Genomic DNA, 20094 nt, shown 5'->3' with positions numbered 1-20094 from the left:
GTTGCGGGGTGCGGGGTGCGGGGCTGCGGGCTGCAGGCCTAGATCCAGCTCGGAAGCCACATGCGCATGCGCCACTGGTCGTAGGGGATGACTTCGGCCGTCCAGATGGGGAGGAAGTACGCCGACAGCGCGACGACGGCGGCCAGGAAGACCCCCACGAGCACGATACCGCGTCGGCGCCGGGCACGGCTCGACCCCGGTCCGCCCAGCACGACCCCGAGGAAGTAGACCAATGACAGCACGAGGAACGGTTCGAAGGCCACGGCGTAGAAGTAGAAGGTGGTGCGCTCCGGGTACAGGAACCACGGCAGGTAGCCGGCGGCGACACCCGTGAGGATGGCGGAGGCGCGCCAGTCGCGGCGTCCGAGCCAGAAGAACAGCAGCGCGAGGAGGGAGAGCGACGCGGTCCACCAGATGAGCGGGTTGCCTAGCACGGTGACGGCCTGCGAGCACGCTTCGGCTCCGCAGCCCGAGGGCTTCTCGTAGAAGAACGACGTCGGCCGGCCCATCACCAGCCACGACCAGGCGGTTGCCTCGTAGGGGTGGTCGGAGCCGAGTCCTTGGTGGAACGTGTAGGCGCTGCGGTGGTATTCGGCGAGGGAGCGCAGGGAATCCGGCACCCAGCCCCACTGTGCCGAAGGGTTCCGCTCCGCCCACGTGCGGTCGTAGGCGTCATCGGAGAGCAGCCAGCCCGTCCAGGTGGCGAGGTAGGTCAGGAGCGCCACCGGGACGACGCAGACGAAGGCCAGCGGCCCGTCCTTGACCGCACCGCCGAGGAACCAGTGGTGCACACCCGCGATGCGGCGGGCGCTCATGTCCCAGGCGACCGACATCAGCCCGAAGGCCGCGATGAACGGGAGGGCGGACCACTTGGTGCCCAGTGCCAGCCCGAGGCATACGCCCGCGACCAGCCGCCAGGGACGGAACCCCAGGAACGGCCCGTAGGAGAGATCCCGGTGCGACGGTACGGCGCCGTCGCCCTTTCCTGCCAGGGCCGCGAGGCGGCGCGCGAGTCGTCGTCGCCCGTCGTCACGATCGACGAGGAGGGCCGCGAAGGCGGCCAGGATCCAGAAGCTGAGGAAGATGTCGAGCAGCGACGTCCGGGATTCGACCAGATGGTGGCCGTCGACGGCGAGGAGCAGGCCGGCGGTGGCGCCGAGCAGTGCCGAGCCGAACATCCGCTGCGCGACGAGGGCCAGCAGGAGGACCGACAGCGTGCCGATCGCCGCTGCGGAGAAGCGCCAGCCGAATGCGTTGTCCGCACCGAACAGCATCATGCCGACGGCGATCATCCACTTCCCGACGGGAGGATGCACCACGTAGTTGGGTGTGTCGAGCAGGACGTCGGGGTTGCCGGCGTTGAACGAATCGTTGGCGTTCTCGGGCCACTCGCGCTCGTACCCCGACTGCAGCATCGAGTAGGCGTCCTTGACGTAGTACGTCTCGTCGAACACGAGTGATCCCGGCTCGCCGAGGCGGACGAAACGCAGGACGCCGCCGAGGAGGGCCATGGCGAGCGGCAGGATCCACAGGAGAGCGCCGCCTGCCGAAGCCGCGCCGAGGAGTCGGGACGTCAGCGCCCCAAGGGTGTAAGCCTCAGTGGGAGGAACGACCCAGGAGCCACGGTGCTTCGGACTGTCCTGGTCAGGGCGGACGGCGGTGTGGCTCACCCTGACATGCTACCGGCGGCGTCTGCGCGTTCTCCTCTCGTGCTGGACCGGCGCCCGGGTTCCAGCTGTCCTGGATGCCGCAGGGCGGGAGGGGCCGCGGGCCCCGCGGGCTAGGCTGGAGCGGTGAACCAGCCTAACGACACCGACCCTGACCTGACGGACGAGGGCGCAGGGGAGCACCCCGACGCCGCGGGCGAGGACCAGGCGGAGACCCGTGCCCCCGTCACCGCCTACCGGGGAACAGCCGGGGACGGCAGCGGCAGGGGAAGGATCGTCCTGGCGGCGACTCCGATCGGCAACATGGGTGACGCGACCGAACGGCTGATCGGACTCCTCCACACGGCAGACGTGGTCGCGGCCGAGGACACGCGCCGCCTCCACCGGCTCGTGCAGGCGCTCGGCGTGACCGTGTCGGGCCGCGTCATCAGCTATCACGAACACAACGAAGCGGAACGGACCGCGGAACTCCTCGATCTGGTCCGCGACGGAGCGACGCTGCTGATGGTGACCGATGCCGGCATGCCCTCCGTCTCCGACCCCGGCTACCGGCTCGTGGAGGCGGCGGTCGCCGAGGGGCTCGACCTCACGGCGGTGCCGGGAGCTTCCGCGGTCCTGGCAGCCCTGGCCCTCTCCGGACTGCCCACGGACAGGTTCTGCTTCGAAGGCTTCCTGCCCCGCAAGCCGGGAGTGCGGGCCGGGCGCCTGGCCGATCTCGCCGCCGAGCGCAGGACCATGGTGTTCTTCGAGGCACCCCACCGCCTGGAACCGATGCTGCGCTCGCTGCAGCAGGCATTCGGATCGGATCGCGGGGCCGCCGTGGCGCGCGAGCTGACGAAGGTCCATGAGCAGGTGATCCGCGGATCGCTCCTCGAACTCCTGCAGTGGGCCCAGGCAAGCGAGGTGCGTGGCGAGATCGCCGTCGTCGTCGCGGGTGCCCCCGAGGCACCACCGTCCAGTCCGCAGGATCACGTGACGGACGTCAACGCGCTGATCGCGGGCGGTATGAGGCTCAAGGACGCCGTCGCCGCCGTGGCGGCCGAGAGCCGCGTCAGCAAGCGCGAGCTGTATGCGGCGGTGATCGCCGCCCGCTGAGGGCGCTGCGGGCGTTGTGCAGATGTCCAGAGGAAGTGCCGACCTGCCGTGCAGCAATCACTGGACACTCCTTCGCCGCCGGGTCTAGCGTGAGCGGGAATGCCCCCTCGGGGCGTGCCCCGTAACCTCGCGAAGGAGCTCACTATGGCTGTCACAGCCGACCAGGAGAAGGCTGTACTCGACAAGGTGCCCACTGGGCTCTTCATCGGCGGGGAATGGCGGGCGTCGTCGTCGGGTGCCACGTTCGACGTCGAGGATCCGGCGACCGGACGCACGCTCCTGTCGCTCGCGGATGCCACCCCCGCGGACGGCATGGCTGCACTCGACGCAGCCGCTGCCGCCCAGGCCGACTGGGCGCGCGTCGCCCCCCGTGAACGGGGTGAGATCCTCCGGCGGGCCTTCGATCTGGTCACTGCCAGGGCGGATGAGTTCGCCCTGCTGATGACCCTCGAGATGGGCAAGCCTGTCGCCGAAGCACGCGGAGAGGTCACCTACGGAGCCGAGTTCCTGCGCTGGTTCTCGGAAGAAGCCGTCCGCGCCTCCGGCCGCTACTCCATGTCGCCCGACGGCAAGTCCCGCCTGCTCGTCAGCAAGAAGCCCGTGGGGCCCTGCCTGCTCATCACGCCGTGGAACTTCCCGCTGGCCATGGCGACGCGGAAGATCGCTCCGGCAATCGCCGCGGGCTGCACGATGGTGCTCAAGCCGGCAAACCTGACGCCGTTGACGTCGTCGCTGTTCGCGACCGTCCTCCAGGAAGCGGGCCTCCCGGACGGTGTCCTCAACATCGTGAACACCACCACCGCGGGAGATGTCACGGGACCGCTCATCGAGGATCCCCGCCTTCGAAAGCTCTCGTTCACCGGCTCCACCCCGGTGGGGCGGAACCTGTTGGCAGCCGCCTCGAAGAACGTCCTGCGGACCTCCATGGAGCTCGGGGGCAATGCCCCCTTCCTCGTGTTCGAGGACGCCGACCTGGATGCGGCGGTCACCGGTGCCATGCTCGCGAAGCTCCGGAACATGGGTGAGGCCTGCACCGCCGCGAACCGCTTCATCGTGCACGAATCGGTGGCGGACCGTTTCGCCGCGGCCCTCGCCGAGCGTATGGGCGGCATGACGACCGCCCGGGGTACGGAGGACGAGTCGAAGCTCGGCCCGCTGATCGACCAGAAGAGCCGGGACAAGGTGCACGAACTGGTGACAGCGGCTGTCGGTGACGGCGCGGAGACGGTCACGGGTGGTTCGCCTGTCACGGGCGACGGATACTTCTACCCGGCCACCGTGCTCAAGAACGTGCCGCGGACCGCGCGCATCATGCAGGAGGAGATCTTCGGACCCGTCGCGCCGATCATCACGTTCAGCACGGAGGACGAAGCCGTGGACCTCGCGAACGACACCGAGTACGGCCTCGTCGCCTACGTCTTCACCCGCGACCTCAACCGGGGCCTGCGCATCGGCGAACGCCTCGAGACCGGCATGCTGGGCCTCAACGCGGGCGTCGTGTCCAATGCGGCTGCCCCGTTCGGCGGGGTGAAGCAGTCCGGCCTCGGCCGCGAGGGCGGCGCGGAAGGCATCGAGGAGTACCTGTACACGCAGTACGTAGGCATCGCGGACCCCTACGCGTCCTAGGGGACATCCCGCCCGACGACGGAAGGCCGGCACCTGCCGCAGGGTGCCGGCCTTCCTGCTTCAGGCAGGCTCTGGTCTTGACGAGCTCCCTCGGACCGGGTGGCTGTGGCGGGCCCCGCGGGCCGGGTGGCCGTGGAGGACACCCGCTGGCCGGGTGGTCCTGACGATCAGCGCGGGGAGCCGGACCGGAACCGGTTGAGGAGGGACTGCGGGAACAGGCGCGCCTTCAGCCGGGTGGAGAAGGAGGACCGGCTGCGGACCGCGCGCGTGACAGTGTCCACGTCGTCCCACCGCGGGGGTGCCACCGCTCGGACGAGGGTCGGGACGGAGGACCGGGCCGCGGCCACGGGCGACGACCCGAGGGGCCCTCCGTGGTCGGCGTACTCCTCGTACTCGTACGCGGACCGCAGCCGCACGAGCGCCCCGGCCGATTCGCCGTCGAGGGCCGCCTCGCGGGCCAGGCGGCCTGCGAAGGTCCGAGGTGTGTCCGTCGCCTCGAGGGGATACCCGTAGTCGCCGGCGATCTCCGTGGTCTCGGCCCAGGCCGAGGTCGCGGCGCCCCCGCTGCCCGTCGAGGCACTCGGGACCATGACCGAGCGGCGCCGCGATCGAGTCCTCGCGGTCCGGAGGAGCAGGGGCAGGAGAGCGAGGAGCCCGATCCCGGCGACTGCGAGCAGACCGGCGACGGGTTGCGTATCGTCACTGGGTCCGCTGGCCTGGCTTTCCTCGGAGTTCTCGGCCGGTGCTGTTGCCGACCCCGTCGGCTGGAGGGCGCCCGGCCGGGCGCCGGGGTTGAGGGAATCGGAATCGTCCGCGCGGGGTCCCACAGGTGCGAAGGCCTGTTGGGCGTAGGTCGGGACGACGCCGCGGGAGGGAGTCGGTTCGAACCGCACCCAGCCCGCGCCCTCGAAGTACAACTCGGGCCACGCGTGCGCGTTGCGGGAATCGACGACGAACTCGCGCAGCTCCTCGCCGTCGGGGCCCTCCTCCGTGTTACCCGTGGGGCTACCGGGCGTGTAGCCGATGGCGACACGGCTGGGAATACCGGCCGCCCGCGCCATGACCGCCATGGTGCCTGCGTAGTGCACGCAGTACCCGGACTTCGACTCGAGGAAGCGCGCCATGACGTCCATGCCGCTGCCGTCGTACCCGCCGTCGACAGGGGCCTCGACCGAGTAGGTGAACTCGGAGCTGCGCAGGTAGCTCTGGATGGCCAGCGCCTTGTCGTACGGGTTCACGAACTCGCCGGCCACGTCCTCCGTCGTCGTGCGGACGATCTCCGGCGTGTCATCCGGGAGCTGCGTGAACACCTCCGGCACCGGCTCGCGCTCCGACGGGCCGATGACGCCCAGGCCCTCGCGCGTGAGCTCGGCCGAGCGGCTTTCCACCACGTACTCCTGGCGCGCGGTCGATCCTCCGTCGGTGGCGAAGACGGACAGGTTCGCCGGGTCCCACGCCCAGTTACCGGTCAGGTCCGAGATGGCGACGGGCGCGTAGGGCGAGAGCAGCCAGGGGCTGGCGTAGCTCTGCGTGGTGATGCGGGTGAAGACAGTACTGCCGGCCGGAGTGGAGCTGGGGGAGCCCTGCTCCGCCCCGATCTCGGCGACGCCCGGCTCACGGTCGTCGAGGCGCTGATCGGGCTCCCAGCGGCGGCCGCTGAAGTCCTCCAGTGTCACGGCCCGCAGGTACACCGGGGCATCCGAATTGGTCGAGTACGCGATGCGGCCGAAGCCCGTTGGATTGCGAAGGTCGTTGCCGAGCGTGACCGCGGGATTGAGGCCCGTGGCGTTGCCCCAGACATTCATGCGGGAGCCCTGCGGGAAGGCCCCGGAGTTGAAGCCCGGAACGAACATCGGCAGGACGATGGTCACGGCGAGGGCCGCCGCGCCGATCGCCATGCTGCGGCCGGCAAAGCCGGACGAGGCGCGGGCGCCGCCGGACGCGAGGCGGTTCTCGCGCCACTGCGCCGCGGCGAGGAGCAGGAGGAAGGCGAGCACCGTGACGATGAACGCGTCCATCCCGACGCCGTTCGGCTTCACGATGGCCGGTGCCACCATGACGGTGAAGAGCCCCAGCCCGCTCGCGGCCGGCATGCGCATCGTCGTCGAGAAGACGTCCACGATGATGGCGATCAGGCCCAGCGCGGCGCACATGACCAGGAAGATGCCCGCGCTCGGGAGTACGGGCGCGACCTGCGAGACGACGGTCTCCTCGGCCTGCGCGAGAAGCCGCCCCAGTTCCCGTGACGTTCCTGGCCCCGGCATCACGCCGACGATGCTCTGGCGCGGGAAGAACTGGGCAGTGAGCGCACCGACGAGTGCCAGCACGCCGACGAGGGCTGAGAGCGCTCCGCTCAGGCGCAGTGTCCGGGTCAGGGCCATTGCCAGCAGCACCGGAACGAGAGTACCGAGCACGGGAGGAAGCCAGGTCCATGGTTCCACGACCCCGTTCAAACTGGTTGCCGCGGCGAGGACGGCGAGCAGGGAAGCACCCGTCACGGCCCAGTGCCATGGATCGGCGAGGGGGGCGCGCTGCGGCGTACGCGGTGCAGCCTCGGCGGCGGGCGTCGGGCGGGTCAGTGTCGAGGTCATGCGTTCCCCCTGTGCGTCCTGGTGCGGGAAGAGTGGGACGGTGCGGTGCCGGATGTACCAGATGTCCCGGATGTACCCGGGGTACTGGAGCTGTTGGTGCTCCCGTTGCGCGCCTGGCCGACCGCGTACTCAAGTCCGGCCCAGATCGCGGGCAGGCGGGCTGCGGGGGAGGCCGCCGTGGCGTGCCAGCCGGCATCGCGCAGGATGTCAAGCTGCCGCTGGCACTCAGCAGGCCGCTCGGCGACGATGATGGCGTACGCTGCCGAGCCGTAGTCGGAGGCCGAGGCGAGGGAGCGCGCCTCCTCGGTGGTGATGACGCCGAGGACGGCGATGAGCGGACCACGGTGCCGCATCGCCACGAGCTTGTCGAGCAGGTCGTCCCCGAATGCGGCGGCATGATGAACGCTCTGCGGCGTATCCGCAGCGGAGCGGCGGATTCTGCGGGCGGCCTGGCGCGCCGCTTCACCCGCGCGGATGACGGTGCTGCCCGCGCGCTCCTCCGTCTGGAATCGGCGACCGCCCTCGGGTGCGAGCTCGAGTGCCGCCAACCCCTCGGCGATGCCGGCGACGGCACCCTGGCCCTGGTGTTCCTCCTCCGACGGGAACGGAGCGGAGGGGGAGTGCAGCAGGGCGGGAGCTCCGTGGTGGTCGAGGAAGCGCAGTGCGTAGTTGCGCTCCAGGAGGTGCGTGCTGATCGACATCACGGCCGTGACGGCCCATTCGAACGTGGGGGAGGTGGAGAGCCCGTTGCCGTCCGCGCCGAAGGCCATGAACCCGGTGCTGAAGCTGCCGTGCCGCTGATCCATGAGCAGGGTCGCCTGGGGTGTCGTCACGGATTCCTCCTGCCGGACCATGAGCTCGCTGTGGCGCGCCGTCGCGGCCCAGTGGACGCGTCGCATGGAATCACCGTGCCGGTACTCGCGCGTCATGACGTCGTCGTCGCTCGGATTCGCCTGGCGGCGCGTGGCGGCCAGGCCGTCGTTCCCCCGGGACCCGGACAGCGGGGAGGCGAGCAGCTCGACGGGCGCGGGCGTGACGACGAGGGCATCCTCACCCCCGAGGACGTGGCGTGACTTCCCGAGACCGAAGGGGTCGGTGAACTCGGCGGTCACCGGTCCGATGCCGTAGACCCCGCGGTAGGCGGAGCGCAGGCGGTACTCGTAGAGGGAGACCCCCTCCCGGGTCGGATTGCGCGACGGATAGGTGAACCGGGGTGCCTGTCCGAACCGCGGGGGCAGCTGCTCCTCCATCGAGATGCTGGCGCCGCCCGCCACGGACGCGGTCAGCGACAACGTGACGGTCGTCGTCGAACCGATCTCCATCGACTGCGGCTGGAAGCGCCTGCTCACGGTGAAGCGGGGTTTGACGATCCTCAGCACGAGGATCGAGGCCATCGGCAGTGCCAGGAGCAGCACGCCCACATACAGGAGGTCGCGGCGGCCGAGTACCTGCGCGAACAGCAGGGCCAGGACGGCTGTGAGGACGAAGCCCCACCCGCGCACCGTGAGGATGCGGGAAGGAAGCTTGTCGAGGAGGACCATCGGGAACCGCCGGAGCTAGAAGGGGTGCGTCATGGTCGTCAGCGCCGCTGGGCCTCGCGGGCCACCGGTACCCGGGCAAGGACGTCGGCAACGATGGTCGATGCCGTCTCCCCGGCGCTGGTGGCCTTGCGGTCGAGCAGGAGCCGGTGCGCCAGGACGGCGTCGGCGATCGCCGCGACGTCGTCGGGGAGCACGAAGTCGCGGCCCTCGAGCGCTGCTCCCGCCTTCGCGGCCCTCAGGAGCTGCAGGAGGGACCGCGGGCTCGCGCCGAGCCGCAGCCGCGGATGCTCGCGCGTGGTACGTCCGATCGCGACCGCGTAGTCCTTCACGGCGGGCGAGACGTAGACGCCCCGGACCTGGCGCATCATGGCTGCGATGTCGGCCACGCTCGCCACAGGGCGGATCGCCTCGAGCGGGGACACCGACTGATGGGCCTCGAGCATGGCAGCCTCGGCGCGGGCATCCGGGTAGCCCATGGAGATTCGCGCCATGAAGCGGTCGCGCTGGGCCTCGGGCAGGGGATACGTCCCCTCCATCTCGATCGGATTCTGCGTCGCGACCACCATGAACGGTTCCCCGAGCGAATGTGTGTGTCCGTCCACCGTGACCTGGTGCTCCTCCATGCATTCGAGGAGCGAGGACTGCGTCTTCGCGGATGCGCGGTTGATCTCGTCGCCGATGACGATGTTCGCGAAGACCGGGCCGGGCCGGAACTCGAACCGGCGGGAATCCTGGTTGAAAATGGACACCCCCGTGACGTCGGAGGGCAGCAGGTCGGGAGTGAACTGGATGCGGTTGACGGTGCAGTCGATCGTGCGGGCGAGCGTCTTCGCCAGCATCGTCTTGCCGACGCCGGGCACGTCCTCGAGGAGCAGGTGCCCCTGCGCCAGCAGGACGGTGAGGGCCAGGCGCGCGGCTTCGGGCTTGCCGTCGATGACGGTGTCGATCGAGCGGAGGATACGCGAGCTGACGTCGTGGAATCGCGCTCCGGGAACGTCCGGGTCCGCTGGTGCCGCCGGCCGGAGATCCTCTGCGACCTCGGCGATGTTGTGCTGGACGTCCATGGGTGCCTTCCATGCGTGCGGCTGCGGCGGCAAGCGCAGGCCGGACAGCCGTGCGATCGGGACGCAGGTAACGGCCGCGGCCTGTCCTGCACGGAGCAGAGGCCGGGCTGAATGATTCAACAGATTACTAGCTCAACTTGATCCCCGGGGGATAAGTTCCGCGTGCTGATTAGGCTTGAACCATGTGTAACAGCGCAGCATCGGTCCGCCACCCCTACGCGCCGGGCGAGACGCCGCCGGCCTATCGGGAGCCGGAGGACGCCGGTGCAACCCCCGGCGGCACGGGTGAAGCAGGGGGCGCGAGCGACGACGGCGACGCCGCGGCCGTCCGACGACGGCGCAAGGGCGGGTATCCGCCGCTGCCGGAGCCGTTGCCTCTCCCCGTGATCGACAACCACTCGCACTTCGACTTCCGGGAAGGATCCGTCGAGGTGTCGATCAGCGAAGCGCTGGATGCCGCTGGAGCGGCCGGTGTCAGGGGGGCGGTACAGGTAGGAACCGACCTTGCGTCGTCGCGCTTCACGGCGGCCGTCGTCGAGCAGGACGCGAGGCTCCTCGGGGCGGTCGCACTCCATCCCAATGAAGCACCCCTCCTGGCCGGCGCGGGGACGCTCGACGACGCCCTCTCCGAGATCGAATTGCTCGCCTCCGGTGAGCGCGTCCGGGCGCTCGGGGAGACGGGCCTGGACTACTTCCGGACGGGCGAGGAAGGCCGCGGGAGCCAGCTGTCCTCCTTCCGCAGCCACATCGACATCGCGAAGCGGCTGGGCAAGGCGCTGCAGATCCACGACCGGGACGCCCACGACGACGTCGTGAAGACGCTTCTCGCGGATGGCGCACCCGACCGTGTGGTGCTGCACTGCTTCTCGGGAGGCGCGGATCTCGCCCGCACGTGCAACGAGCAGGGCTGGTACATGTCCTTCGCCGGAACGGTCACCTTCAAGAATGCGGAGAACCTGCGGGAGGCGTTGCTCGTCGCCGACCCTGCGCTCGTGCTGACCGAGACCGACGCGCCGTTCCTCACCCCGCACCCGCACCGCGGCCGCCCGAACGCGTCCTATGCGGTGCCCTACACCGTGCGTGCCATGGCCGGGATCCTGGACACCCCGCTCGACGCCCTGTGTGCACGGCTGACGGCGAACACCGAAGCCGTGTACGGCAACTGGGACTGAGCGCCGCAGCGGCTGGGGGTGGGGCACAGTGCCCGCGCGACCGGCGTGCTTGCAGCCGAATCACGGGTCGATTACGGTTAGCAGCTACTAGCCGGGGTCGGGGAAGGCATCCGGTCTAGTACCGTCCATTCGACGTATCTCCCTGCAGGCAGGGCCCCGAGGGGTCCCAGCCTGCCAGGGGGAACCGTTCCATGTCGTGCCCCTCCAGCCCGCGCAGATTGCTGCGCAGGGCCGGGTTCGCGTGCGCCCTGACCCGGGTAGTTCCACCGGGCTGGTCGTGCACCGCAGCCCGGATCGGAGGTTCCCCGTGCCCGGATGCTTCAACACGTGAGGAATCTGTGGCGACGAGGGCGACATCGGCGAGGTCCAGGCACAAGCGCTGGCTGAGGTTGACGGGCCAGTCCGTGGTCATGGTGACCCTCGGAGCCGGCCTCGTGGCCTTCGTGGGCACGGGGAAGGAAGTGCACCTCACCGTCGACGGCGCCGGCCGCACCGTGCAGACCTACGGCGGTACCGTCGCCGAGGCGCTCGCCAAGGCTGAGGTGCACGTGGGCGCGGAGGACGAGGTGAACCCCGCCCTCGATTCCCCAGTCACCGACGGAAGCACCATCACGGTCAGTCACGCGCACCCCGTGGATCTCCTCCTCGACGGCTCGGGGACCACGATCCACACCACGGGCGAGACGGTCGGGGACCTCGTCGTCGAACTCGGCGTGGCCGGCGCAGCCCGCGTCTCGGTTCCCCTGGACACGAAGCTCGTGACGCTCAGCAACCGGATCACGGTGCTGACGGAAAAGGACGTCACCGTCGTCGTCGACGGCAAGACCTCGACGCACACCACCATGGTGGCGTGGCTGCCGGAGCTCCTCGACGAACTCGGGCTCACGCTCGGCGCCGACGACCGCCTGTCCATCCCGGCGTCCTCCGCCGTCGTCGACGGCCTCGGCCTCAAGATCACGCGCGTCGTGAAGGGGGCCACCGTGACGGAGAAGGAAGCCATGACGTTCCCGGTCACCGAGAGGGACGACGCCACGCTGCTCCTCGGCGAGAGGGAAGTCGACGTGGAGGGCGTCGACGGCGAGCGCACGCGGACCTTCGCGGTGGACAGCGTCGATGGCAGGGAGGTGTCCCGGCGCCTGGTGCAGGAGACCGTGACGCGCGAGCCGGTGGCCGCCGTGGTCCGGGTCGGCTCGCTGGACCCAGCAGCGAAGGCAGCCGAGGAGGCCGAGGCGCGGGAGGCGGAGGAAGCCGCAGCACGGGAAGCGGAGGCTGCTTCCGCCGGCCAGAAGCAGTCCGGGGGCGCTGCGGCAGCTCCTGCGTCGGCGGCCGGACCTGCCCCTGCAGGGGGCCCTTGGGCTGCCCTCGCCCAGTGCGAGTCCGGTGGCAACTGGTCGATCGACTCCGGCAACGGGTACTACGGTGGGCTGCAGTTCAGCCGTTCCAGCTGGATCGGAGCCGGCGGTGGACAGTATGCGCCGCTGCCGAACCAGGCCACACCCGAGCAGCAGATCGCGACGGCGGAGGTGCTCCGCCAGAGTGGTGGCTGGGGCCACTGGCCGTCCTGCGCCCGGAAGCTCGGTCTCCTCTAGTCGGGAGCCCCTGCGGCAACGGCCGCTCCACGGACCGATACGATGGCACGGTGACAATTCCCCCTGCCGCCGGCCCGCCCGCACCGCTCTTCGGAGCCGCAGACATCCGGCGCCTCGCGGCAGAGGTGGACATCAGGCCCACGAAGACGCTCGGGCAGAACTTCGTGATCGACGGGAACACGATCCGCAGGATCGTGGTTGCCGCGAACCTCGGGGCGGACGAGACCGTCCTCGAGGTCGGGCCAGGTCTCGGTTCCCTGACCCTGGGCCTGCTCGATGCCGCGGAGAGGGTCGTCGCCGTCGAGATCGACCCGGTCCTCGCAGGGAAGCTTCCCGGCACGATCGCCCAGTGGCGTCCGGAACGTGCCGCGGCACTCGACGTCGTGCTGAAGGACGCGCTGCGCGTGACGGAGCTTCCACACCAGCCCACGGCCCTGGTGGCCAACCTTCCCTACAACGTCGCCGTGCCGGTGGTCCTCAACCTGCTCGAGCGCTTCCCCTCCCTGCGCCACGGCCTCGTCATGGTGCAGGACGAGGTCGCGGACAGGCTGGCGGCTCCGCCCGGCTCCAAGACCTACGGTGTCCCCTCCGTCAAGGCCGCGTGGTACTCGAGCATGTCCAAGGCCGGCGTGATCGGCATGAATGTCTTCTGGCCGGCTCCCAAGATCGCCTCCGGCCTCGTGCGCTTCACACGCAGGGAGCCGCCCGCCACGACGGCGACGCGCGAGCAGGTGTTCGCCGTCATCGACGCCGCTTTCGCCCAGCGCAGGAAGACCCTGCGGGCCGCGCTCGCCGGGTGGGCCGGCAGTCCGGTCCTCGCGGAACAGGCGCTCCGGACCGCAGGCGTGGACCCCACGGCGCGGGGGGAAGTGCTGGACATCGGGGCCTTCGCGCGGATCGCGGAAGCCCGAGCCGTGGCAGCGGATGCGCCCGCCACGAACTGAGCCGGTGGGCTAGGTTGGTGGGTATGGTCCCGGGCAGAACAGTCGACATGCGTACCGGTACGCGCTCGGTGCGCGTCAGGGCCCCCGGGAAGATCAACGTCTCGCTGAAGGTCGGTCCACCGCGGGAGGACGGGTACCACGGCATCGCCAGCGTCTTCCTCGCGGTGTCCCTGTACGAGGAGGTCACGGCGACGGAGACGACCGGCGACGGCATCACCGTCACCGTCAACGGCCAGGGCACGCTGAACCTGCCGGCCGCGTCGATTCCGCTGGACCGGACCAACCTCGCAGTACGCGCGGCTGATCTCCTGGCGGAGGTCAGCCCGGGCCGGACCGGGGTCCATCTCGACATCACCAAGCGTGTCCCGATCTCGGGTGGCATGGGCGGCGGATCCGCGGACGCCGCAGCGGCCCTGCTCGCCTGTGACGCGCTCTGGGGCAGCGGCTTCTCCCGTGACGAGCTGGCGAAGATCGCTGTCGACCTCGGGGCGGACGTGCCCTTCGCGCTCGTCGGGGGCACCGCCGTCGGGCTCGGGGTCGGGGACCAACTGACACCGGCCATCTCGAAGACCCCCCTCCACTGGGTCCTGGTGACCTCCGACTACGGTCTGTCGACGCCCGAGGTCTACCGGGCGCTCGACGAGATACGCCTGCGTGACGGCGTGATCCCCGATCCGCAGCCGGACATCGATCCCGCGATCCTCGGAGCGATGCGAGCAGGAGATGCAGCAGGCCTCGCCCCGCTGCTCCACAACGACCTCCAGGCGGCCTCGCTGGAACTCGCTCCGGCGCTGGGCGATATCCTTGATACGGGAAAGGCCGCCGGTGCACTCGCCGGTATCGTCTCCGGCTCCGGTCCCACCATCGCCTTCCTGGCCCAGAGCTCCGGCCACGCCGCCGAACTGGAGTCCCTCCTCGGGATCGAGGGGCTGCAGGCGACGTCCGTCCACGGCCCCGCGCACGGGGCCCGCATCGCCACAGACTTCGCGGCCTGACCGCACCACCGTTCCAACCGAAAGCAGTATCTCCTTGGCTCACCTCCTCGGCGCCGAAAGCCTCAGCGTCGCCTTCGTCACCCGCACCATCCTGGACAACGTGTCCCTCGGACTCGAGGACGGCGACCGCATCGGCATGGTGGGGCGCAACGGTGACGGCAAGTCCACCCTCATGCGACTGCTCGCGCAGCGCAGCGTCCCCGACTCCGGCCGCGTGACCAAGCGGCGCGACGTCTCCGTGGGTTACCTCGACCAGTCGGACGTGCTCGACGGCGACCTCGAGGTCGGCCGCGCGATCGTGGGCGACCAGGCGGACCACGAATGGGCGTCCAACCCGAAGATCCGCGACGTCATGGGAGGCCTCGTCAGCGAGGTGGACTGGCACGCGAAGGTGTCGTCGCTCTCCGGTGGCCAGAAGCGGCGCGTCGCCCTCGCGAAGCTCCTCATCGGTGACGACGACGTCATCATGCTGGACGAGCCCACCAACCACCTCGACGTCGAAGGGGTCGCCTGGCTCGCGCGGCACCTGAGGCAGCGCTGGCGTCCCACGGAGGGCGGCCTCCTCGTGGTGACCCACGACCGCTGGTTCCTCGACGAGATCTGCAACCACACGTGGGAAGTGCACGACGCCATGGTGGACGACTTCGACGGCGGCTACGCGGCCTACGTCCTGGCACGCGCCGAGCGCGACCGCATGGCCTCGGTGGTCGAATCGAAGCGCGTGCAGCTCGTCAAGAAGGAACTCGCGTGGCTCCGCCGTGGTGCCCCCGCACGGACCGCCAAGCCGAAGTTCCGCATCGAGGCGGCGAACGAACTGATCGCCGACGTCCCCGAACCACGCGACTCCCTGGCGCTCAGCAAGATGGCCATGTCCCGCCTCGGCAAGGACGTCCTCGATCTCGAGGACGTCAGCCTGACGATCAGCGACGGCGAGGGCCAGGACCGGCAGCTGTTCGACAAGATCACGCTGCGGCTCGCGCCCGGCCAGCGCCTCGGGCTCGTGGGCGTCAACGGGTCCGGCAAGACGACCCTGTTGCGGCTCCTCAACGGAGAGCTCCAGCCGACGGCGGGCAAAGTGAAGAAGGGGAAGACCGTCCAGACCGCCGTGCTCTCCCAGGAGGTACGCGAACTCGACGACGTCAGCGACAGCCGCGTCATCGAGGTCATCGAGTCGGAGAAGCGGGTCTTCGCGGTAGGCGGCAAGGAGGTGTCCGCCAGTCAGCTCGTGGAGCAGCTCGGCTTCACGAACGAGAAGCAGTGGACGCGGGTCAGCGAACTGTCGGGCGGCGAGCGTCGTCGCCTGCAGTTGCTGCGCCTCTTGGTGGGGGAGCCCAACGTGCTGATGCTCGACGAACCGACCAATGACCTCGACACCGACACGCTGTCCGCCATCGAGGACGTGCTCGACGGCTGGCCCGGCACGCTCGTGGTGGTCTCGCACGACCGCTACCTGCTCGAGCGCGTCACGGACACCCAGATGGCACTGCTGGGCGATGGAAGGTTGCGTGACCTGCCCGGCGGCGTCGACCAGTACCTCGAGCTGCGCAATGCCGCGGGTCCCATGACGGCCACCGGAAGCGCAGCGTCACCTGCCATCAGTGGCGGTTCCACCGGGGGCTCCTCGGAGGCGGAGCTGCGGCAGGCCCGCAAGGACCTCGCCCGCATCGAGCGGCAGATCACTAAGGTCGATGCACAGAAGGGCAAGCTGCAGCAGCAGATGAACGACGCCGGTGCGAAGGCCGACGCGGATTTCGGCCACATCGCCGAGCTCGACACCCGCCTCAAGGAATTGCAGGCCGAGATCGAGGACCTCGAGGCACAATGGATGGAAGCCGCCGAGATCCTGGGGGAGTAGGCCTTCACCTGCCGAGACAGGAGCATCCCCATGAAGCGCATGGTCATTCTGGCCGTGACCGCGGCGGTCATCCTCTGTCTGGGGATAGTCGTCCTCATGCAGCGTCCCACCGGAACCGCCACCGGAACCGACACCGGCACCGACACCGGCACCGCACGGAACACTGCGTGTAGAAGCGTCCCGGCGCCGGCACCGGAAGCGGTGCAGGGCGCCGCGGGCCTCCAGGCTGCCGACACCGGAAGCGAAGCCGGCGCGCCGACCATCAGTGGCAAGCGTCCGGCATTCGGGGTCGCGACGGACGGCGGCTTCGGTTCACCCTCGCAGTGGGACGAGGTCGCCCGCACCATCGGCGAGAGCCCTTCGCTGATCATGGCGTACTCCAGCTTCCTCGAGCCCGTTCCGCTGGCAGGGCTCGAGGCAGTTGCCGCACGGGGGGCGACGCCCGTCCTGACCTGGGAGCCGTGGGATCCGGCGGCGGGACCGGATCAGACCCGCTTCGGCCTGACGACGATCGTGGACGGGCATCATGACCCCTACCTGTGGGAGTGGGCGAACACGCTCCGTTCGTACGACAAACCCGTCCTGATCCGGTTCGCCCACGAGATGAACTTCCCGTGGTACCCGTGGGGGGCCGGAACCAGCGGCAACACGCCTGACGACTACGTCGAGAGCTGGCGTCACGTGCACGACCTGTTCGAGGCCGCGGGCGTGACCAACGTCTCCTGGGTATGGAACCCCCAGGCCCCGACGTGCGACTCCGGCGAGTTGCGGGCTTTCTTCCCGGGGAACAACTACGTCGACGTCGTAGCTCTCGATGCGTACAACTGGGGTACGACCCGCGAGGGCGAACGGTGGCTCACGCCCGAGGAGCTCTTCGCGGAAGGGCTCCGGCAGGCGCGCGAGCTGGCGCCGGAGAAACCGATCCTGATCGGCGAGACGTCGTCGACCGAGTCCGGCGGGTCGAAGGCCGACTGGATCACCGAGTTCGTCGCCTATCTCGGTGCGCAACCCGATGTCGAGGGCTTCATCTGGTTCCACTACCGGAAGGAGTCCGACTGGCGGTTCACCAGCAGCGACTCGGCGCGGGACGCTTTCGAGGCTGCTCTCTCCACCCGCTAGCTGGACCGTCCGCCCCCGGTTGCCGGAACGAAAATGCCGCTGTCCTTTCAACTCCATGGCAAACTAGATAACCGTGCGCACGTGCCTCCCGCTGGAGGTGTAGCTGCCGCATGGTCCGCCCTGGTGTAATGGCAGCACCCCAGCCTTTGGAGCTGTGGAGTATAGGTTCGAATCCTATGGGCGGAACGGCGCAAGCCCCGGTGCCCATCCCCGATGGATCCCGGACCGCCCAGAGACAACAGTAGGAGTGCCCGCTTCGTGAGCCCCCAGAGCGAAGAGACCGCGACGACGTCCCAGCACATCCTGAGCGGGCCAGCGGCGGTCATCGTCCTGGCTGCCGGCGCGGGAACGCGCATGAAGTCCCGCACTCCGAAGATCCTCCACACCCTCGCCGGACGCTCCATGATCGGGCACGCGCTCTCAGCTGCACGGGGCCTCTCGCCGCAGGAACTCGCCGTCGTGGTCCGTCACGAGCGTGAACTCGTGGCCGCGCACGTCCTCGCGATCGAACCCGAGGCGCTGCTCGTGGACCAGGACGACATCCCGGGCACCGGGCGAGCCGTGCAGGTAGCCCTCGAGGCCCTCGACGCGCGGGGAACGATCGAGGGTACCGTCGTGGTGACCTACGGGGACGTCCCGCTGCTCGAGACGTCGACCCTCGACGCCCTGGTCGCCGCCCACGCTCGGGACGGCAACGCCGTGACGGTGCTCACCGCCGTACTCGACGACGCCACAGGGTACGGCCGGATCGTCAGGGCCGCCGACGGCTCGGTGCTCGGCATCGTGGAGCACAAGGATGCGGACGAGGGCCAGCGCGCCATCCGGGAGGTCAACTCGGGAATCTACGCCTTCGACGCCGCGGTGCTGCGCTCCGCGCTGGGCCGCATCGACGCGAGCAACGCGCAGGGGGAGCTCTACCTCACCGATGTCCTCGGAATCGCCCGCGGCGATGGCGGCCGCGTTGCCGGGCTCGTGGTGGAGGACCGGTGGCAGGTGGAAGGCGCCAATGACCGCGTCCAGCTCGCCCACCTCGGTGCGGAGTTGAACCGCAGGATCCTGGATCGCTGGATGCGGGCCGGTGTCACCATCGTGGACCCCGCGGCAACCTGGATCGACGCGACGGTCGAGCTCGACGAGGACGTCACCATCCTGCCGGGAACGCAATTGCACGGAGCAAGCGTCATCTCCCGTGACGCCGTCATCGGGCCGGACAGCACGCTCACGGACGTCGTGGTCGGAAGCGGCGCGCAGGTCGTGCGGACGCACGGTAGCGGCTCCCGGATCGGCGCCGGCGCGCATGTCGGACCCTTCACCTACCTGCGGCCCGGCACGGTCCTCGGCGAAGAGGGAAAGATCGGCGCTTTCTACGAGACCAAGAACGTCACGATCGGGCGCGGCTCGAAGCTCTCACACCTGGGTTACGCCGGTGACGCCAAGATCGGCGAGTACACCAATATCGGTTGCGGCAACATCACGGCCAACTACGACGGCGTCAACAAGCACCGGACCGTCATCGGGTCCCACGTCAGGACAAGTTCCAACACGGTCTTCGTCGCCCCGGTGACGGTCGGGGACGGCGCCTACACCGGAGCCGGCGCGGTGATCCGCAAGGACGTGCCGGCAGGAGCGCTCGGCATCAGTGTCGCTCCCCAGCGGAACCTCGACGGCTGGACAGCGTCCCGAAGGCCCGGCACCGCTTCGGCGGACGCCGCCGCCAGTGCCACCCCCACAGCAGAACACCCGGAACCCCAGGAAAGCGGTCAGTCATGAGCGAGATCACGGCACGCGGCGAGAAGAAACTGGTGCTTGCCTCCGGGCGGGCGCACCCCGAGCTTGCCGAGGAGATCGCTTCCTGGCTGGGAACCGAGCTCCTGCCGGTCTCGGCCTACGACTTCGCGAACGGTGAGATCTACGTGCGTTCGGGCGAAAGCGTCCGGGGTACCGACGTCTTCGTCATCCAGGCCCACCCTGCTCCGCTCAACAACTGGCTGATGGAGCAGCTCATCATGGTGGATTCCTTGAAGCGGGCCTCGGCCAAGCGCATCACCGTCGTCTCGCCGTTCTATCCGTACGCCCGCCAGGACAAGAAGGGCCGTGGCCGCGAGCCGATCTCCGCCAGGCTCGTCGCGGACCTGTACAAGACCGCCGGCGCCAACCGGCTCATGTCCGTGGACCTCCACACCTCGCAGATCCAGGGATTCTTCGACGGACCGGTGGACCACCTGATGGCCATCCCGCTGCTCGCGGACTACATCCGGACCCGGGTCGATGCCGACAACGTCACCGTGGTGTCACCGGACACCGGCCGCGTGCGGGTGGCCGAGCAGTGGGCGGAGCGGCTCGGCGGCGCGCCCCTGGCTTTCGTGCACAAGAGCCGCGACCTCACGGTGCCGAACCAGGCAGTGTCCAAGCAGGTCGTCGGGCAGATCGAGGGACGCACCTGCGTGCTCATCGACGACATGATCGATACGGGCGGCACCATCTCCGGCGCCGTCCAGGTGCTGAAAAACGCGGGGGCCAAGGACGTCATCATCGCGGCGACGCATGCGGTGTTCTCCGAGCCGGCGTCACGCCGTCTGGCGGAGTCGGGTGCCCGCGAGGTCGTGGTGACCAACACCCTGCCGATCCCGTCCGAGAAGCGTTTCCCGCAGCTCACGGTCCTGTCGATCGCGCCCCTGATCGCGCGTGCCATCCGCGAAGTGTTCGACGACGGATCCGTGACCAGCCTGTTCGACGGCAACGCGTAGGTCGCAGTCCGGGTGGCACCCGGGTAGCAGGTACTCCGGGTCGAGTAGTTCGATCTGAACCACGTGGTGTGAACGGTCTTTCGAGTAGT

At 69.5% G+C, this 20094-nt stretch carries 15 protein-coding genes and 1 tRNA gene; 11 read left to right on the top strand and 5 right to left on the bottom strand.

Going from position 1 to position 20094, the window contains the following annotated elements; all coding sequences use genetic code 11:
* Positions 1-38: 38 nt before the first annotated feature.
* Positions 39-1511 carry a dolichyl-phosphate-mannose--protein mannosyltransferase gene (locus CXQ96_RS09820; protein ID WP_258059025.1) on the bottom strand — a complete coding sequence of 491 codons (1473 nt, stop codon included), beginning with the start codon at positions 1509-1511 and terminating at the stop codon, positions 39-41.
* A gap of 429 nt (positions 1512-1940) precedes the next feature.
* Here CXQ96_RS09820 and rsmI point away from each other — a divergent pair, with 429 nt between their 5' ends.
* Both rsmI and CXQ96_RS09810 read left to right on the top strand, forming a co-directional pair.
* Positions 1941-2762: a 16S rRNA (cytidine(1402)-2'-O)-methyltransferase gene (gene rsmI, locus CXQ96_RS09815; RefSeq protein WP_258059024.1), complete on the top strand. Its 822-nt coding sequence runs from the start codon at positions 1941-1943 to the stop codon at positions 2760-2762.
* Between the two features lie 144 nt (positions 2763-2906).
* Entirely contained in the window at positions 2907-4388 is a 1482-nt protein-coding gene (locus tag CXQ96_RS09810) for an NAD-dependent succinate-semialdehyde dehydrogenase (RefSeq protein ID WP_104117853.1), read from the top strand.
* A 167-nt stretch (positions 4389-4555) separates the two neighbouring features.
* Here the strand turns inward: CXQ96_RS09810 and CXQ96_RS09805 are convergent, their stop codons facing one another.
* Genes CXQ96_RS09805 through CXQ96_RS09795 form a run of 3 tightly spaced genes read right to left on the bottom strand, consistent with a single transcriptional unit; the run spans position 4556 to position 9584 of the window.
* Positions 4556-6979, bottom strand: coding sequence for a DUF3488 and transglutaminase-like domain-containing protein (locus tag CXQ96_RS09805; RefSeq protein ID WP_104117852.1), 2424 nt, complete (start codon positions 6977-6979; stop codon positions 4556-4558).
* Positions 6976-8520 carry a DUF58 domain-containing protein gene (locus CXQ96_RS09800; RefSeq protein WP_104117851.1) on the bottom strand — a complete coding sequence of 515 codons (1545 nt, stop codon included), beginning with the start codon at positions 8518-8520 and terminating at the stop codon, positions 6976-6978. The genes CXQ96_RS09805 and CXQ96_RS09800 overlap by 4 nt, the downstream gene beginning before the upstream one ends.
* 38 nt (positions 8521-8558) lie before the next feature.
* Positions 8559-9584: a MoxR family ATPase gene (locus CXQ96_RS09795; protein ID WP_104117850.1), complete on the bottom strand. Its 1026-nt coding sequence runs from the start codon at positions 9582-9584 to the stop codon at positions 8559-8561.
* Positions 9585-9766: 182 nt separating this feature from the next.
* Between CXQ96_RS09795 and CXQ96_RS09790 the strand changes: the two genes are divergently transcribed.
* Positions 9767-10756: a TatD family hydrolase gene (locus CXQ96_RS09790; protein ID WP_104117849.1), complete on the top strand. Its 990-nt coding sequence runs from the start codon at positions 9767-9769 to the stop codon at positions 10754-10756.
* 115 nt (positions 10757-10871) lie between these two features.
* On the opposite strand, the gene CXQ96_RS09785 is transcribed toward CXQ96_RS09790, so the two are convergent.
* Positions 10872-11168, bottom strand: coding sequence for a hypothetical protein (locus CXQ96_RS09785; protein ID WP_104117848.1), 297 nt, complete (start codon positions 11166-11168; stop codon positions 10872-10874).
* Here CXQ96_RS09785 and CXQ96_RS09780 point away from each other — a divergent pair.
* The 8 genes from CXQ96_RS09780 to CXQ96_RS09745 all read left to right on the top strand — a co-directional run bounded on the left by CXQ96_RS09780 (position 11167) and on the right by CXQ96_RS09745 (position 20005).
* The gene (locus tag CXQ96_RS09780) at positions 11167-12345 is read left to right on the top strand and encodes a resuscitation-promoting factor (protein WP_104117847.1); all 1179 of its coding nucleotides are present in this window, start codon (positions 11167-11169) and stop codon (positions 12343-12345) included. The two genes, CXQ96_RS09785 and CXQ96_RS09780, sit on opposite strands and share 2 nt — an antisense overlap.
* Before the next feature lie 50 nt (positions 12346-12395).
* Complete coding sequence (rsmA, locus tag CXQ96_RS09775) at positions 12396-13289, top strand: 16S rRNA (adenine(1518)-N(6)/adenine(1519)-N(6))-dimethyltransferase RsmA (protein WP_104117846.1); 894 nt, start codon at positions 12396-12398, stop codon at positions 13287-13289.
* Positions 13290-13336: 47 nt separating this feature from the next.
* Entirely contained in the window at positions 13337-14284 is a 948-nt protein-coding gene (locus CXQ96_RS09770) for a 4-(cytidine 5'-diphospho)-2-C-methyl-D-erythritol kinase (RefSeq protein WP_104117940.1), read from the top strand.
* A gap of 34 nt (positions 14285-14318) precedes the next feature.
* Positions 14319-16139, top strand: a complete 1821-nt coding sequence (locus tag CXQ96_RS09765) for an ABC-F family ATP-binding cassette domain-containing protein (RefSeq protein WP_104117845.1) — start codon at positions 14319-14321, stop codon at positions 16137-16139.
* 30 nt (positions 16140-16169) lie between these two features.
* Positions 16170-17258 carry a glycoside hydrolase family 26 protein gene (locus tag CXQ96_RS09760; protein ID WP_104117844.1) on the top strand — a complete coding sequence of 363 codons (1089 nt, stop codon included), beginning with the start codon at positions 16170-16172 and terminating at the stop codon, positions 17256-17258.
* 114 nt (positions 17259-17372) lie between these two features.
* Positions 17373-17444: transfer RNA gene (locus CXQ96_RS09755), tRNA-Gln, on the top strand.
* Between the two features lie 27 nt (positions 17445-17471).
* Positions 17472-19028, top strand: a complete 1557-nt coding sequence (gene glmU / locus CXQ96_RS09750; RefSeq protein ID WP_104117843.1) for a bifunctional UDP-N-acetylglucosamine diphosphorylase/glucosamine-1-phosphate N-acetyltransferase GlmU — start codon at positions 17472-17474, stop codon at positions 19026-19028.
* Positions 19025-20005 carry a ribose-phosphate diphosphokinase gene (locus CXQ96_RS09745; protein WP_104117842.1) on the top strand — a complete coding sequence of 327 codons (981 nt, stop codon included), beginning with the start codon at positions 19025-19027 and terminating at the stop codon, positions 20003-20005. The genes glmU and CXQ96_RS09745 overlap by 4 nt, the downstream gene beginning before the upstream one ends.
* The last annotated feature ends 89 nt before the right edge of the window (positions 20006-20094 follow it).

The sequence above is a fragment of the Arthrobacter sp. B1805 genome, from assembly GCF_002929745.1.
In the GTDB taxonomy this organism is placed as follows: Bacteria; Actinomycetota; Actinomycetes; order Actinomycetales; family Micrococcaceae; genus Arthrobacter_D.
This window is presented reverse-complemented; position numbering and strand designations above follow the sequence as displayed.